This window comes from Bacillus sp. Root131 (genome assembly GCF_001429475.1).
Classification (GTDB): Bacteria; Bacillota; Bacilli; order Bacillales; family Bacillaceae_G; genus Bacillus_A; species Bacillus_A thuringiensis_S.
Genome location: NZ_LMJQ01000041.1, coordinates 185,077 through 198,789, shown reverse-complemented (window position 1 = coordinate 198,789; position 13,713 = coordinate 185,077). Strand labels below are relative to the sequence as shown.

The following is a 13,713-nucleotide window of genomic DNA, read 5'->3' as shown; positions in this document are numbered from 1 at the left end:
ATGAACATTTTAAAGTGGAAGGGTCTTGATATTGACCCTAAGGAAATTCATGAATCTGTAACTACGAAAGCAGAAATCTCACAAATAGATACAGCATTTAATGAATCTACAAGCGAAAGTGGAATTACTGTTCTTTATCCAAAGATTGAAGCAATCCACGAAGGAAGAACTCGTAACTTTAACCGCTATACTGCAGAAAAACTAAAAGGAAATCACGAATTAAAAAGTGGTGTTTATAGTTGGACGCAACCTTTCCCCAAACCCGTTATCCACAATCACGACGTTAATACAGAAGCTACTGGTCGTGTTTACTCCGCTTCATTCACTGAATATACTTCAGCTGGTCGCCCCGGCATTATCGTAACTCCTAAAATTACTCAAGAAAAAGCAATCAAAGATATTCTAGAAGGTCGTTTATTAACTGTATCTATCGGTGCAACTACAAACGCTGCTGTATGTACTGTTTGTGGAACAGACATCATCAACGAAGGTTGGTGTGGTCATATGCGTGGAGAACAGTATGACGGCAATGTATGTGAATGGGTTGCTGGTGACTTATTCTTCGACGAATTAAGTTGGGTAAACGTACCTGCCGATTCCGATGCAATGATTACAACGAATGGATTAACTAGCAACACAATGTCTACTGGTGAAGGTGTTACTGATTTAGGTGGGGGTAAGATCGTGGCAAGCTCAATCAAAGCTAATCATATCGATACTTCGACTTCAACGTTGACTCCTGATTCTGGAGTGGTTAAAAGTGTAAGTGAATCAAATGAAAAGGAGGAAAACATAGTGACGCAAGAGGACAAAAATGTTGTAACTGAGCCAGTGGTAGAAGAAGCTGCTCCGGTTACAGAAGAGAAAGATGAAGCAACTACAGAAGAAACTGTTGTAGAAGAGACAGTAGAAGAAGCTACTCAAGAAGTTACAGAGGAAGAAACTCCAGCTACGACTGTTGAAGAAACTCCAGTAGTCGAAGAGCCAGTTGTAACAGAACAAGAAGAAACTCAATCTGCTGAACTTACTCAAGTTCAAGAAGAGTTAGTTGAAGCTAAAAATACGATTGAAGAACTAACAAGTGCAAATGAGAAACTTGCAAAAGATCTTCATGAATCTACTGTTGGTTTCCTAGTTGATCTACGCATGGCAGTGGGTAAAGAATCTAGTCGCGAAGATGCAACTACAAAATTTGCTGCTCGTTCTATCGAGTCCTTACGTGATTCTATCTCAGACATTCTAGCAGAAAAGCCACCTATTCAGACGACTCGTACTGTTGAGCATGTAGAGAAACCGGTTGGAAAAGTTGTTACTGAAAGTAAAACGTTGGCAACTGAATCATTAAAGGTTACAAGTAATGAAGAAGCAATTATTCGTCTATTAACTGGACGTAGATAAAACCCCCAAATAACAAGGAGGCACATTCAAAATGGCACAATTTCCAAATGTGAATGGTTCTTACAAGTTCAAAGGTAAGACACATACTAACTTAGTAATCTCTGAAGGTAATGCTCCGGCGGAAGATTTAATTATCTCTCGTACTAACGGTGCAGAAACTTTCATCTATGAGTACGGCCCAGAGGGTAACCAAACGGTAGTACTTGCAAAAGGTAAAATCGTTGAATTAGTTGGCGCTGAGTATGATCCTGAAACAGGTCATCAAAAAACAGCTGTTAAACAAGCGACAGATGCAGCTGAAAAAATTGCTGGTGTAAACTTACACAACGTTTATTCTCGTCGTCGTGACGGAATGCATTCAACTTTAACAAAACCAACTGTTATCACTCGTAACTATGTTGAGGTTCCTTTATTCGAAACTGAAGGTACTGACACTTTAGAAGCTGCTCAAGTACTTGCAAAAGCAATGAAATTTGGTGCTGCTGTATCTGAGAAAAAACAAGATACAACAAAATTAATGCCTGGTGACCGCGTTGTTTCTGACAAAGACGGTAACTTCCGTAAATACGTAAAAGGCACAGATGCTCCTGAAGCTATCGTTGGACAAGTTTGGGCGAAAGAAACTGAACTTCCACCAGCTGGATTCCTTCAATACTACTCAGAGTTAGTTAACCCTGAAATGGAAGCATTCTTAAAACAAATGTCTCACGCTCCATCTCCAGGTGCTCCAGGTACAGGTATAGGCGCATTCCCTTATGGATCTTCTTACACAGAAAAAGGTTGGAAGCCTGAATTCGAAAAAATGTTAGGCGCTAAAGGTTTAACTGGAATTCCATTCTTAACTGACGGATTCTTCCGCGCTCAAGAAACTCGCAACTTCGGTGTTGCTACTGGAACTGCTGGTGCAATGACACTTAACGCTAACGTTGAAGCTGTTCGTGGTGCTGAAGGTACTACTTTCGACGCTAAAGACAACAAAGTAGTAGTTGGTGCAGGAGTTAAAAACGCTGCTGTATTTATCAAATTAAAACAAAAAATCGATACTACTAAACTAGCTAACGTAGCTGCTCAAATCGATGGTAAAGCAGTAAATGCTAACGATATGCACGTTGACGTTACTCACAACACTGTTGTTATCTACTTACCAATCAATGAAACTGATGCAGCTGTAGAACACACTGGTTTAACTTTAACAGTACCAATGGTAGTTGATCCAATCGCTGGAATTCCTACTGCTTGGGATCACAAAGGTTCTGTTGGTGCAGTACGTATCTTACTTCAAAAATAATCAACTTCGAAATACCCCTCACTTATCCTTCTAAACATGTAATCTCCTAAAACAATAACCTAATAGTTTAACCTTTACGGTCCTGAGATCAACAGCTTAAAAGATAAGTAGACACAATTCCCATTTAAGGTGGGGGCTGGAAAGTCTATAATCCCCCACTTTAAATCTCACCACAAACACTCAGGAGGATACATATATCATGGAAAAAAATCAAAATATTGAACTTCATGAGAAGTACACAAAAATGATGGCATATGCAGGAAAAGTACCTGCTAAGCAACGCGTACAAGTAAGTGAAGCATTAACATCGGCTGATGCAAACATTTTAATCCCGAAAGTAATCTCTACAGTAGTATTAGAAGCTGCTGAACCTTTAACATTAGTATCTAATCTATTCCAAAAGGTTACATTAAATGAAGGACGTTCAATGGAATTCATCCACTTTGGAGCAATTCGCGCATTCGAAATCGGAGAAGGACAAGAATATCCAAACCAAGCACTAGACTTAGCTCAAGGCGGAATCGGATCTGTAGATGTTAAAGTTAAGAAATACGGTTTGAAAATCGCTATTACTGACGAAATGATTTCAGACTCACAATGGGATGTAATCGGATTACACCTTCGCGCTGCTGGTCGTGCAATGGCTGCTAAGAAAGAAGAAATTTGCTTCAACGAATTTAAGAAAACTGGTCACGTAGTATACGATGCAGAATTATTCCCAGCTGGTACTGACGGACACCCTACAGGTCGTGGATTCGATGGCGAACTTAACGGTACATTATCTGCTGAAGATATCATCGACATGGCTGTATCAATCATGAGCGCAGGATACACTCCTACAACAATCATCATGCATCCTCTTTGCTGGTCTCTATTTGCTAAGAACGCTGCTTTAGAAGGCACAAGCGTTGCTGCATTTGGACAAGGCACTTCAAACTTTGACCCTCGTACATTCAACACTTCGAACGCATTAGGCTTAGAAGTAGTATTCTCTCCATTCGTTCCTTTCGATCAAGCTAACAAGAAATTCGATTTCTTCCTAGTAGACAAAAACAACGTTGGTGTAATGCTAGTTAAAGACGAAATCTCTACAGAGCAATTCGATGATCCAACTCGTGACATCCAATCTCTAAAATTACGTGAGCGTTATGGCGTAGGCGTACTAAACGGCGGAAAAGCAATCGCTGTTGCTAAGAACATCAAGTTCGCTAAAACTTACCCAGCTCCAACTCGTAGCTTTGCTGATATGCCTTTACCAAAGGATATGCAAGGTGCAGAAGCTAAGAAGCACGATGTTATCTAATTAAATAACAATTATGTTCCTACGGAGCTCCTACAGTTGATGTAGGGGCTTCTTTTATAGGATAGACCAAAACATAGAACTGAAAGGATGTATTATTCATGAAAGAATTAAAAGTATTTTTATCTCCATTTTATTTTGAAGAGGAATTCGAAGAAGAAGTGAGCGGTATCTTATTTAAAAAAGCTGGAGAGCATTCTATTAGCTCAATTTCTGTACATTCAATTGATATTGAAGAGAATAAGCTGTCAGGTATCCAATCCGCTTTACGTAAAAACATCTTACTCCCTTATGACAAACAAACTCTAGAATTCGTTAATGGCAACAACATTGCTGAAGATGAAGAACCAGTTAAACCAGAAGAACCAGTTAAACCAGAAGAACCAGAAGTAGTTGAACCGGAAAAAGAAGAACCAGAAGTAGTTGAACCGGAAAAAGAAGAACCAGTGATGGAAGCAGCTGCAGTTAAACCAGTTAAGAGAACTCGTAAAAGCACTAAAAAAGAAACTGAATAAGCGAGGTGAGGTAGATGCCTTCTAATGCATATCTAGTATTGGGTGTTAATCCGGTATCGAATGAATCAAATGTAGAGCTATCTACTAAAATAACAATCACGTTCGCTAAACATATCAATCTTGATACGTTAAATAATAATACGATTCGCCTAAGAAAAGTAAATGGTGATTTCGTAGAGCACACTGGGCGATATAACAACGTGAATAAAGTGTACGAGATTACTCCTAACACTCCACTTGAACCTAATACACAGTATCAAACAATGGTAATGGGCGGGGCAAGCGGGGTTGCTTCAATCGATAACAATTATCTTCCTAGTACAAAGACATATGAGTTTGTAACTGTTCAGAAAAAGGGAATTACTGCTTTAGAAAACTTGGTATTAGCGCAAGATTATTACTTTGTTTCTGCTAAGTGGGACTTGCCTAATGGGTTAGTAGATGGGGAAGAGATTTACTTTAATGTTCGTCTATCAACATCTAACAATCCCGAAGCGTATGATTTGTGGCCAAAGAACCCACTAGAGGGTAAAACAACAAGTCTTAGCTTCACTATCCCTTATCGTTTAGAACCAGAGAAGAATTATTATGTACATGTTCAAGGTGTTACAGGTGATAAGGAGACAGCTTGGTTAACAAGTCAAATTTACATCGAGAAAAAAGGAGAACAACCCGTAACTCCACCAGTAGTAGAACCACCAACTACAGGTGATGGTGGAGAAAGCGGCGGGGGAGGAACAATAGTTGGTCAGTTATCTATTGTCGATCATTTCCCTCAAACAGGAGAGTTACAAAAACCTTCGGAAGTAGTTGTCGTGTTTACAGATACTATTGCTAGTAGCTTATTCGGGGAAGATCAACCCGAAACAAACCCTTTATTCTACGTTGTAGAAGCTCCATACAAACAACAGCTTTCCTTAATTGATATGAGAGGTGCATATAGCCCTAATAAGGCTATAAAAGGTCGTATAAGCCTAGATGAAGAGAATGATAACGTATTAGTCTTTACACCTGTAGAAGGCCCTACTGTCTTTAGACAGGGTAAGGAATATACAGTAGTAGTTTCTAAGAATCTAAAAGGCGAAAACACTTTACCTACTGGAATGACGTATACATTTAGTTTTGTAGGTACACCAGAGCATCTACATGGTGACATTACTCAAATCAGAGAGGTATTGAAACAGTTTGGATTAAATCCATCAACTCGATTCCTTCAGTCATTAATGAGAAAGTACAGTCAGTTTGCATGTGATATATGGTTTGAATCACCAGCATTTGATGAAGAACTTCATAAAGATGGTGACGCGCCTTATTACATTAATGAATATGTAAACACACAAGTAACTATCGACTCGTTACTAAGCGGTGGAAGTGCTGTTTCTTCAAGTGGTGATGAGAGCATTAAACTAGGTGACTTATCCGTAACGAAGAAGGCAGGAAGCTCAAGCTCAAACAATGTGTCTTCTATGATTAGAAAACTACAAGGAGCATTAAAACCTTGGGAAGATCTTATTCATGGTCATCACAATAGAGGATATGCAAAACCAGGTAACGCAGTAAAAGGTGAATCAGTATCACCATATCCTGATTTCGTAACAAGAACTACACTGAAAGACTTCGATAAGTAGGTGAATAGATAATGAGAGTAAGTTTCGACCTATCTAATGAATTCAAAAAGATCTTGGAAGAGTACGGTCATGATGTACTGGTTCTTAGACAAGATAAAAAGCTTTTATGTTCTTGTTATAACGAAGTAACCCAAGAGGCAGATCGTAATTGTCCGATTTGTCTCGGACTGGGTTATTCTTTCATTGCTGAAAGGCATACGACAAGAGCTGAAACGATTGCTTTAGAACCACAGTTAGCAGGACTCTTAAAGGAAAATCCTATTGGAGATGTATTAACAGGAGGTAGAAAGTATTACTTCCAACCAAACATGATAGCTAACGAAAAAGACTTGATTGTAGAAGTGGATTGGGATAATTTCGGACGACCTTCTTATAAAGATGAGGGTATATGGAAAATCACAAACGTAGACCACACTCAGGATCTTGGAGAAGGAAAAACAATTTACAAGGTCTACTATGCTACTGTACAACCTGTAAGAAGCAAAATACGTGGCATTCGCATTTCAGAAATAAACGGCGTAAAACAATACAATATTTTATTGGAGGGGTAAGAATGTATAAATACAATCAACTTATCTTCCCTTCTCACATGGAAAAGAATACTCGCTTTCTAGTGTTAGCGGGTTTTTCTTTTAATGGGCCAGTAGGGACACCTTTTATCATCCGAGAGAACACAGACCCGTCTTATGTTCTTGGTGATTGTCGTCTAACGGAAAACGTAAGAATGGCAAGAAAGAACAGGATTACACCACTAATCCTACGATTAAATGGAACACATGGGGAATGTGTAGTTGATCATGATGAATTAAACACTCCTGCACTTCGATTTAAAACATTAGAAGCAACGGATGAATCAAACCATATCAGTATTCACTTATTCCCAACTCATATGGTGGTTAAAGGTATAAACAATAGTTACTCATATTTGTTTGCTGATTATAAAGGCTTAGATGAATTAGCTTTTGCAATCAAACAGGATCTCTATTTTAAAGCAGGAGAAGTCGATGTAGAAGTTGTTAATCAGATTCCTATAGCAGGATTATGTTTAGCAGAAAGACACGTTCGATTTACAGGAGCGGACGATGGATTCCATTATGTAAGTAATCATGATGATTCAGACTCAGACGATAAGCTCCAAATGCAATTACAGCTATTAAGAGATAGTTTAATTGATGAAGATGGAAGCGAATTGTTCTTTACAGGGGAGCTAAGTAGTTTTCAAATAGATACACTTCTATTTACAGACATTCCTTACGAAAAAGCATCTGCTGAACTAACCTCTATATTTGGAGAATTTGCTAAGACGAAAACAAGTGAACAATCGATTTTTTGCTCAGCTGTTTTATGCTCTGACTTGTTCTCAGGAAATCGTTATGGAGTGACAGGTGAAGATACATATGAACCTCAGATACAAACACTTCTAGAAAAGGCCTCTACTAATAAGGAAAAAAGTCGTCATTTGGAACATGTAGAAGTTGTAGTTGGTGTGCAGGATTCGGAAAATCCTAAGTACTTATCTATGCCAGCCGCAGCAACTTACGCTTGTATGCGATACAAACTACCTAATTTCCACAATTCAGCAACTAATAAACAGCTACTGTATATAAATACGTTACAAAGTAGGGAACTCAAAAAGGTTGAAGTTGCTAAATTAACAAGTAGTGGTTATATATGTATCGTACCATCAATTAAAAAAGGATTTGTTCCTTTTTCCTCAAAAAATCTTTACCCTCAGAACACACTCTATTCAAAACCTCATTACCTTCGAAGTATAAGTTACGACGTTAACCGAATCGCTGGATTCTTCAATCAATACATTGGAGAGCCATTCAGCTTCGTATTACTTCAATCCATCATCACACAAGTTGATGCCTTCATCGATAATCTTTCAGAAGATCATCCAATCTACAGAAATGTAAAAATGGAAGTCTTAGATTATGACCAAGTAAATCTTACTCTATCAATCTCATTTGAGTTGTATGGGGAAATTGAATCGGTTAAAACTTCCTTTAGTTATATTCCATCAAGTGAGGTGAATGTTTCATGGTAGTAGAAATCAATAAGCCAACTCAAGCAAATGGTTCTATGGACTATGAAGACATGACAAAGACAATCAAGTATTTATTAGATGCCGCATGGGGCCCTAAGTGGGGAAGTTTTATTCCCGACGGACCAAATGTAACAGATGACAAGCATGTAGAATACCCGGTCATCGTTCATTATCTTAGCGTAATGCAACCAGGTTTAATCGGTAAAAACACCAGAGAAATTAAACCACGTCAACGTTACCTTGCTTTTAATGAGGATTCTAATGGGACTCTACCACCTGCAACTAAGATTTATGGACAGGTATTTGATGCGGAGATTGTTTTTGAGATTTGGGAAGAAACCAATGCGCGAGTGGACAAGCTCACAAAAGAGTTTCGTCAAACGCTTGCAACATACACGGGATTCCTTAAAGAGAAGGGGCTTAAAGAACTTCAATTCGTAAGGATGGAAACAGACTTATCAAAGGCAAATATACGTGATGCTAGTAAGACTCGTAGACTTGTTTACTTTGCTAAGTTCGAAGAATTAACAGAAGTCCCTGTAGATATCTTCCGTGTGATAGATGTCGTAGAGAAGAGACTCCAAGAAACAACAAACACTCAACTGGGTGAATAGCGCTCGTCGCTTTTCAAATACAACAAAATAAAGAGGGGGCAAACCTATGCTTTACGAAAATCTTCCTGGCATTAATGTCACGCTAAAAGATGGTGGCTTAATTATTCCAGAACGAGGCGGATCAGAGTCGATCCTAATCATCGCTCCATCTCTTGCGAAAGATGCTCCTGAAGAACCAGTATTAATCCGTAGTTCATCTGAACTTGTGCAAGCTGGATTCGGTGATTTCTATGTAGCAGGAGAAGTTAACCCGATTGCTGCAGAGTGGAAAGCTGCTACTGATGGCGGAGCTAGAATGGTATACCTAGTAGCTCTTAAAGAAATCAGCACAGAGCGCGCTACTGAACTTGAGCAATTTGCAATCGATGCTTATGTAGCTGAAGGAAACACTTCACAAGAAGCTGAAGCTAAGTTCAAAAACGTTTTAGTTGGTACTACAGAAGCAGTTCGTATCCGTCGTAAGTTTATCTATTTCTACGACTTACTAATGAGCGACTTACTTGATTTTAATGTAGATCACGTAGTTCTTAAAGGAGTCACGCTTGAGGACGAAGCAACTAACCTAGTTGGTGAATTCTTCCCTGAAGTTCCAAACTCTGAAGATTTCCCTTACATCAGTGGAATGGTTACTTCTTCTTATGTAATGGAATCTAATTCTATTGTTTATCCAGTAGAAATTACAACTGGAACTAACGATAAGCTAGTAGTAAAAGTTGATGGTAAAGATCTAACGTTTACGCTTCCTGAAAAGACTTACAACGGCAGCACACTAACTATTAGTGACTTAGTAAAAGATATCAAAGCTGTTATCGATGCAGATCCAACTGGTATCAAAGCTAACGTAAGAGAAGACAGTGGTAAAATTGTTCTTTACTTCGATGCTCCTGCTTCTGTACAAGCTGGTACAACAGCTACCGGTCTTCAATTAAGTAATCAAGTAGCTAAATGGCAAAAAACTAGCTTTGGTGTAATCCATCGCGGTTCATTTGCTCAAACAGTTGCTGATTATTGTTCTATGAAGACTTTAATGAAGTCAGCTGCTATCGGATACATCGGGGTTAAATCTCCAGTAGATACGAAAGTTTCTACAATCCGCAAATATGTGGACGAGCTAGCTAAGCTTGACACAGAAATCTCTCCTTACCTTCAAGTAGTAGGGTCTGAAGTTGGAGTAATCATGCCAACAACAAACTCAATGCACTATGTAAATGGTGCGACTCACTACGCTGCACTACTTTCAACTCTTCGAAAAGAAAGTGCTCCTACAAACAAACCAATCAAAGGTGTTAAAGCTATCCGCTTTGACTACTCTCTTCGCCAACTTTCTAAACTGACTAGCAAGAAAATCGTTACATTCCGTTTGAAAGATTCAACTCAACTAGTTGTTACAGACGGAATCACAACTGCTCCATCTATCTTTATGGCTGGAAAAGTACGTGAAAGTGACTTTGCTCGTTTATCTACTCTTCGTATCACTCAGCTTGCAATCCAAGTTGTTCGTGAAGCAGTAGAGCCATTCATTGGTGAAGCGAACGAAATGCCACAATACAACGCAATGAACACTGCTATTAAGTCGGCATTAGAAAAAATCCGCGAAGCAGGTGCTATCCAAGGATACAAATTTACAATCGGGAACCTTGGAGTTTACTTAGACGAAGCAACAGTTAATTTAGAAATCATCCCGGCATTTGAATTACGTCGTGTAGAAGTTCAAGTTAACTTAGCTCCTCCTGAGTACATGCTACAAAGCCTTGGTCAATAAGAACCATTGATGAGAAGAGGGGAATCAACGCCCCTCTCTTACATAAAAGAATAACAGGAGGTTACTAACCTATGAGTACAACAGCTTCTCGCTATAGCAAAACATTTACTACTTACGGTGGATCAGACATCGTATGTACATTTAATGGACAGGTAGTTGGTCAATTACAAGCTATTACTTACTCAGTTACTCGTGAAAAAGGTCCTGTGTATGTAATGGGTGACCCAAACCCAAAATCTTTCTCTCGTGGTAAACGTGGTATCGCAGGAAGTTTAGTATTTACTATCTTCGACCGTGATGCACTGTTCAACCTTAAACAACAAGCTACTGTTCACCGTCATGGTTTAAACCAAACAGATGCCCTAGCAAGTAGCACTACTCAAGTTTTAGATGTAGATGCAAACGCTGCAGCTTTAACTCAACGTAATGACCTTGTACAAGGATGGCAGACAAAACGTAAAGCCAACTTCATCGACGAAATCCCTCCATTTGATATCACTATCAACTTCCTTAACGAATATGGACAAGCTAGTAAAATGGAAATCTACGGTGTAGAGATTCTTAATGAAGGAATGGGCTTAAGTGTTGATGATAACACTACAGAAAAAGCTTGTACTTTCATCGCTCGTAACATCGTTGAGATGCGTCCACAAGATGATTGGGAAGTAGAATAATAACAACTAAAGAGGTGCTTCGGCATCTCTTTTTTGTATTTGGTAGCAAAATTATTTTCGAGTGGTTATGTTCCGTTTATAGAAAATAGAAAGGCAGGTGTCTTCATGACAAGTAAATACCAGAAGACTTATACGAGTTTTGCAGGTACGGATATTGTTGCTGTTGTAACTCCCGAAGGCGGTAAGTCTGTAGTGTTAGGTCAATTACAGACAATCTCTTATTCTGTATTTAGACCAACAGCTCCGGTGTATGCCTTGGGGCAGATTGCAGCTAAAGGTGTTGTGCGTGGAGCAAGAACGGTGGCAGGAAGTCTAATCTTTACTGTATTTGACCGTCACGTTTTATATGAAATCATGAGAGATCATAATAACAATTCAGGTAATTGTCCTATTAATAAGAGTGATGAGCTTCCACCATTCGATATAACAATTAACTTTATGAATGAGTATGGACAGTCTTCAAGATTAGTAATCTATGGGGTATATCTTATCTCAGAAGGACAAACGATGTCGGTTGAAGACATGATTACAGAAAATACAATGGAGTTCATTGCTTTAGATATAGACACAATGAAACCAGATGTTTTTGATGAAGGGTGGTAAGAAGTATGAGTGATGGAGCTTACACACCAACAGGTCAATCTAAAAAGGGTTATGCGAATTATTACTCAGGAACAGATATCAGAATCTATTTCGGGGACAACTGGATAGATGAAATTGTAGAGATTGAATGGACAATGCAAGAGCAATTAGCACCAATTTACGGATTTGCTTCATATACGTGGGACAAGGTAGCTAGAGGAAATCGTTTTGTTCAAGGTTCTTTTTCTATCAACTTCAAAGAAGCTGGTTATTTACAAACCGTACTTAATAGTTTAAGTTCTGAAATGACAGACGAACAAGAGTGGTTCAACCTATCAGAATTTAACGGTGATGGTGGACAGAGTGCCCACAAAAACACAAAGGTTGAAGACCTTATAGATAACTTCCAAGCATTAGCAGATGATTATGAAAATGCACTGTGGGGAACAAACTCTAATTCTTCTAAGTTAATAGATAGTCGTAAAACCGATACATTCTTTTATAGCACAAATGAAAACGCAAAGAATAAGGCTTTAAAGGAACATGGTTTCAATATCTTATTAACTTACGGGAATAATCCTTGCGCTGTTAGAGGAGCAGGAAGCTACAAGACCGCTCAAACAATTGTCGGTGTACAACTAACAGGTGTTTCTCAGAGAGTAGATCCATCTGGAAACCCCATTTCTGAAGTATATACTTTTATAGCGAAAGATATCTCAGGAAATGTACAAAAAGCGTATTAGTCTGACTAGACGGTTTACATAACAGAGTTATAGTAACCTAAAAGTCGTTTATATTTATGAGAGAAAGAGGAGGAAACACAATGGCAAAACGTACTGAAAAAGAAGAAGTTTTCATGGAGGATCAAGAAGCTCCAGTTGTACCAGCAGGAGAAAAATTTGATGAAGATGATGTTTCAAAAGCAGAACAAGAAATCTTCCCAGGTGGTCCAACTTATAACGAGTTAGAAAAATGGAAGTCAATGTACGCAGGAGAAGTATACTACACTGAATTTGATGAAGAAAACCAATTCGTATGGCGCCCAATTAAGCGTAAAGAATACAAGGATATTGCTAAAATTCCAAATGCAGATAACTTCTATAAAGAAGAACGTATTTGTGAGAAAGCAGTTCTTTTCCCTGCTAACTACGGTTTCATGAATATGACAAATGGTAAAGCTGGTATTCCTACACTGTTACATGAAATGGTGTTAGAGAAGTCAGGATTCGTAGCGAAAACAGGCGCAATGCGCTTAAGCTAAAAGCGGAGGAGGCGTATTATCGCCTCCTATTTTTATTATAAGGGGGAAATAACATGTTAATCGATCCTAATTTATTGAATGACAAGGTAGAAGAATTACCTATTGAATTTGAAACGTATGAAGAAGAAGTATACTTCAAAGAACAATTGCGTATGTGGCATGAAGAACACGGACATATTTTCATGCAGGAAATAAGTGATGTACTATTTTTCTTCCGTGCATTAAGTAAAGAAGAGTTGAAAATCGCCCAGGAAGTATACAACGATGACTATGAACGAACAGAATACATCTGTAAAACTTGCGTTATCGAACCAGTTATTGAGGACTACTCATTAGATATTTTTGCAGGTGTACCAGAAATTCTTTGTCGTTCTATTCTAGAAGAGTCAGGATATACAAAGGCACAAAAAGTTAAGATCATGATAGCTAGATGGGAAAAACATATGGAGGATTCAGAAAATCAACTTCCATTAGTAATAAAAGAAGCATTTCAAGATATCCCATTAAGCGAAATAGAATCATGGCCAATGGCTAAAACAGCAGAGTATTATGTTAAAGCTAAATGGTTGCTTGAAAATCTAAGAGGATTACAATTAGTGAATGAATCAGATATGCAACAAGAACAGTAAGGTGGTGAATAA

At 38.5% G+C, this 13,713-nt stretch carries 14 protein-coding genes; all 14 read left to right on the top strand.

Annotated features, from left to right (window positions below):
- The 14 genes from ASE54_RS29300 to ASE54_RS29235 all read left to right on the top strand — a co-directional run bounded on the left by ASE54_RS29300 (position 1) and on the right by ASE54_RS29235 (position 13,701).
- On the top strand, positions 1-1,398 hold the full coding sequence (locus tag ASE54_RS29300) for a hypothetical protein (RefSeq protein ID WP_003310360.1): 1,398 nt from the start codon (positions 1-3) through the stop codon (positions 1,396-1,398).
- Between the two features lie 31 nt (positions 1,399-1,429).
- Positions 1,430-2,686 carry a hypothetical protein gene (locus ASE54_RS29295; protein WP_000046729.1) on the top strand — a complete coding sequence of 419 codons (1,257 nt, stop codon included), beginning with the start codon at positions 1,430-1,432 and terminating at the stop codon, positions 2,684-2,686.
- Positions 2,687-2,885: 199 nt separating this feature from the next.
- On the top strand, positions 2,886-3,989 hold the full coding sequence (locus ASE54_RS29290) for a phage major capsid protein (protein WP_000414480.1): 1,104 nt from the start codon (positions 2,886-2,888) through the stop codon (positions 3,987-3,989).
- A 98-nt stretch (positions 3,990-4,087) separates the two neighbouring features.
- Positions 4,088-4,501 (top strand): hypothetical protein, encoded by a 414-nt coding sequence (locus tag ASE54_RS29285; protein ID WP_003310358.1) that lies wholly within the window; start codon positions 4,088-4,090, stop codon positions 4,499-4,501.
- 14 nt (positions 4,502-4,515) lie between these two features.
- The gene (locus tag ASE54_RS29280) at positions 4,516-6,129 is read left to right on the top strand and encodes an Ig-like domain-containing protein (protein WP_001139774.1); all 1,614 of its coding nucleotides are present in this window, start codon (positions 4,516-4,518) and stop codon (positions 6,127-6,129) included.
- 11 nt (positions 6,130-6,140) lie between these two features.
- A complete protein-coding gene (locus ASE54_RS29275) occupies positions 6,141-6,680 on the top strand; it encodes a hypothetical protein (RefSeq protein ID WP_001266179.1) in 540 nt (179 codons plus the stop codon).
- 2 nt (positions 6,681-6,682) lie between these two features.
- Positions 6,683-8,179 (top strand): hypothetical protein, encoded by a 1,497-nt coding sequence (locus ASE54_RS29270; RefSeq protein ID WP_000280162.1) that lies wholly within the window; start codon positions 6,683-6,685, stop codon positions 8,177-8,179.
- The gene (locus tag ASE54_RS29265) at positions 8,173-8,793 is read left to right on the top strand and encodes a hypothetical protein (protein WP_000259710.1); all 621 of its coding nucleotides are present in this window, start codon (positions 8,173-8,175) and stop codon (positions 8,791-8,793) included. The genes ASE54_RS29270 and ASE54_RS29265 overlap by 7 nt, the downstream gene beginning before the upstream one ends.
- Before the next feature lie 46 nt (positions 8,794-8,839).
- On the top strand, positions 8,840-10,555 hold the full coding sequence (locus tag ASE54_RS29260; RefSeq protein WP_000965154.1) for a hypothetical protein: 1,716 nt from the start codon (positions 8,840-8,842) through the stop codon (positions 10,553-10,555).
- A 71-nt stretch (positions 10,556-10,626) separates the two neighbouring features.
- Complete coding sequence (locus ASE54_RS29255; RefSeq protein WP_000108096.1) at positions 10,627-11,229, top strand: hypothetical protein; 603 nt, start codon at positions 10,627-10,629, stop codon at positions 11,227-11,229.
- 105 nt (positions 11,230-11,334) lie between these two features.
- Complete coding sequence (locus tag ASE54_RS29250) at positions 11,335-11,832, top strand: hypothetical protein (RefSeq protein WP_033795263.1); 498 nt, start codon at positions 11,335-11,337, stop codon at positions 11,830-11,832.
- Positions 11,833-11,837: 5 nt separating this feature from the next.
- Positions 11,838-12,554 (top strand): hypothetical protein, encoded by a 717-nt coding sequence (locus ASE54_RS29245; protein WP_001279451.1) that lies wholly within the window; start codon positions 11,838-11,840, stop codon positions 12,552-12,554.
- A gap of 80 nt (positions 12,555-12,634) precedes the next feature.
- Entirely contained in the window at positions 12,635-13,072 is a 438-nt protein-coding gene (locus ASE54_RS29240; protein ID WP_001129492.1) for a hypothetical protein, read from the top strand.
- Positions 13,073-13,125: 53 nt separating this feature from the next.
- Positions 13,126-13,701, top strand: a complete 576-nt coding sequence (locus tag ASE54_RS29235) for a hypothetical protein (protein WP_000904182.1) — start codon at positions 13,126-13,128, stop codon at positions 13,699-13,701.
- The last annotated feature ends 12 nt before the right edge of the window (positions 13,702-13,713 follow it).

What these genes read in the sequence shown, in the direction of transcription:
- ASE54_RS29275 (WP_001266179.1), top strand. Translation starts at nt 6,141, where the DNA reads ATGAGAGTAAGTTTCGACCTATCTAATGAATTCAAAAAGATCTTGGAA.
- ASE54_RS29265 (WP_000259710.1), top strand. Translation starts at nt 8,173, where the DNA reads ATGGTAGTAGAAATCAATAAGCCAACTCAAGCAAATGGTTCTATGGAC.
- ASE54_RS29250 (WP_033795263.1), top strand. Translation starts at nt 11,335, where the DNA reads ATGACAAGTAAATACCAGAAGACTTATACGAGTTTTGCAGGTACGGAT.
- ASE54_RS29240 (WP_001129492.1), top strand. Translation starts at nt 12,635, where the DNA reads ATGGCAAAACGTACTGAAAAAGAAGAAGTTTTCATGGAGGATCAAGAA.
- ASE54_RS29245 (WP_001279451.1), top strand. Translation starts at nt 11,838, where the DNA reads ATGAGTGATGGAGCTTACACACCAACAGGTCAATCTAAAAAGGGTTAT.
- ASE54_RS29300 (WP_003310360.1), top strand. Translation starts at nt 1, where the DNA reads ATGAACATTTTAAAGTGGAAGGGTCTTGATATTGACCCTAAGGAAATT.
- ASE54_RS29280 (WP_001139774.1), top strand. Translation starts at nt 4,516, where the DNA reads ATGCCTTCTAATGCATATCTAGTATTGGGTGTTAATCCGGTATCGAAT.
- ASE54_RS29270 (WP_000280162.1), top strand. Translation starts at nt 6,683, where the DNA reads ATGTATAAATACAATCAACTTATCTTCCCTTCTCACATGGAAAAGAAT.
- ASE54_RS29260 (WP_000965154.1), top strand. Translation starts at nt 8,840, where the DNA reads ATGCTTTACGAAAATCTTCCTGGCATTAATGTCACGCTAAAAGATGGT.
- ASE54_RS29235 (WP_000904182.1), top strand. Translation starts at nt 13,126, where the DNA reads ATGTTAATCGATCCTAATTTATTGAATGACAAGGTAGAAGAATTACCT.
- ASE54_RS29290 (WP_000414480.1), top strand. Translation starts at nt 2,886, where the DNA reads ATGGAAAAAAATCAAAATATTGAACTTCATGAGAAGTACACAAAAATG.
- ASE54_RS29285 (WP_003310358.1), top strand. Translation starts at nt 4,088, where the DNA reads ATGAAAGAATTAAAAGTATTTTTATCTCCATTTTATTTTGAAGAGGAA.
- ASE54_RS29295 (WP_000046729.1), top strand. Translation starts at nt 1,430, where the DNA reads ATGGCACAATTTCCAAATGTGAATGGTTCTTACAAGTTCAAAGGTAAG.
- ASE54_RS29255 (WP_000108096.1), top strand. Translation starts at nt 10,627, where the DNA reads ATGAGTACAACAGCTTCTCGCTATAGCAAAACATTTACTACTTACGGT.